This window comes from Pseudomonas sp. GXM4 (genome assembly GCF_008923895.1).
Classification (GTDB): domain Bacteria; phylum Pseudomonadota; class Gammaproteobacteria; order Pseudomonadales; family Pseudomonadaceae; genus Aquipseudomonas; species Aquipseudomonas atacamensis.
The window spans coordinates 1-1,846 of sequence record NZ_WBRZ01000472.1; the positions used below are offsets into that span (position 1 = coordinate 1).

Sequence of the window (1,846 nt, forward strand, 5' to 3'; positions counted from 1 at the left end):
ACGATCAGTTCACCAACAAAAAGCCCCGCATCTGCGGGGCTTTTTATTTACGCGGCAGACTTGGCCTTGATCTTCTTCAGCTCTTCATCCCGCAATTCGCGGCGCAGGATCTTGCCGACGTTGGTAGTCGGCAGCGCATCGCGGAATTCCACCGAACGCGGCACTTTGTAGCCGGTGACGTTGGCGCGCATGTGGTCCATGACCTGTTCTTTGGTCAGGGTCACGCCCGGTTTGGCGACGATGAAAATCTTGATCGCCTCACCCGACTTCTCGTCCGGCACGCCAATCGCCGCGCACTGCAACACGCCCGGCAAAGTCGCCAGCACGTCTTCCAGTTCGTTCGGATAGACGTTGAAGCCAGACACCAGAATCATGTCCTTCTTGCGATCGACGATGCGCATGTAGCCGTCCGGCTGGATCAGCGCGATGTCACCGGTTTTCAGCCAGCCGTCGCTGTCGAGCATTTCATCGGTAGCTTCCTGACGCTGCCAGTAACCCTTCATCACTTGCGGGCCCTTGACGCACAGCTCGCCGATTTCGCCCAGCGGCTGTTCGACACCGGCATCGTCGATGACTTTGCACAGGGTCGACGGCACCGGAATGCCGATGGTGCCGATCTGGATGTGCTGGATCGGGTTGACCGTGGCCACCGGGCTGGTTTCGGTCATGCCGTAGCCTTCGCAGATGGCGCAACCGGTCACGGCTTTCCAGCGCTCGGCCGCCGCCAGTTGCAGGGCCATGCCGCCGGACAGGGTGACTTTCAGCGCGGAGAAATCCAGCTTGCGGAAACCTTCGTTGTTGCACAGCGCCACGAACAGCGTGTTCAGACCGACAAAACCGCTGAACTTCCACTTCGACAGTTCCTTGACCATCGCCGGCAGGTCGCGCGGGTTGCTGATCAGAATGTTGTGGTTGCCGATCAGCATCATCGCCATGCAATGAAAGGTGAACGCGTAGATGTGATACAGCGGCAGCGGCGTGATCAGGATCTCGCAGCCTTCGTTGAGGTTGGAGCCCATCAGCGCCTTGCATTGCAGCATGTTGGCGACCAGGTTGCGGTGCGTGAGCATTGCGCCCTTGGCCACGCCGGTGGTGCCGCCGGTGTATTGCAGAACCGCGACATCGCCGCTGTCCGGGTTCGCCTCGGCCACTGGCTGGCCGTGGCCCTTGCTCAGGACGTCGTTGAATTTGATGGCTTTGGGCAAGTGATAGGCCGGGACCATTTTCTTCACGTACTTGATGACGCTGTTGATCAGCAGGCGCTTGATCGGCGGCAGCAGGTCGGCGACTTCGGTGACGATGACGTGCTTGACGCCGGTCTTCGGCACCACGGCTTCGGCCAGGTGCGCCATGTTCGCCAGGCACACCAGGGCTTTGGCGCCGGAGTCGTTGAATTGGTGTTCCATTTCCCGCGCGGTGTACAGCGGGTTGGTGTTGACCACGATCAGCCCGGCGCGAATGGCACCGAAGACCGCGACCGGGTACTGCAGGACGTTGGGCAGTTGCACGGCGATTCGATCACCGGGCTGCAAGTCGGTATGCTGTTGCAGATACGCGGCAAAGGCCCCGGACAGCTCGTACAGCTCACCGTAGGTGATTGTCTTGCCGAGGTTGCTGAAAGCCGGTTTGTTGGCGAAGCGTTGGCAGGATTGCTTCAACACTGCCTGAATGTTCGGATACTCGTCTGGATTGATCTCGGCTGCGATTCCAGCCGGGTACTTATCCTTCCAAAAGTCTTCGATCATGGAAGCCCACTCCTCAGCAACGCGAATTCTTCACCGCATTTGATGCGATTATTATTGGTGTGTGTTTTGTATTGGTGAATCCGGCGTTTTACAGGCCGCGA

At 59.1% G+C, this 1,846-nt stretch carries 1 protein-coding gene; it reads right to left on the minus strand.

Features of this window, described 5'->3' with window-relative positions; all coding sequences use genetic code 11:
* Positions 1-47 precede the first annotated feature (47 nt).
* Positions 48-1,745, minus strand: coding sequence for a long-chain-fatty-acid--CoA ligase FadD1 (gene fadD1, locus F8N49_RS27500; protein ID WP_024014053.1), 1,698 nt, complete (start codon positions 1,743-1,745; stop codon positions 48-50).
* Positions 1,746-1,846 lie beyond the last annotated feature (101 nt).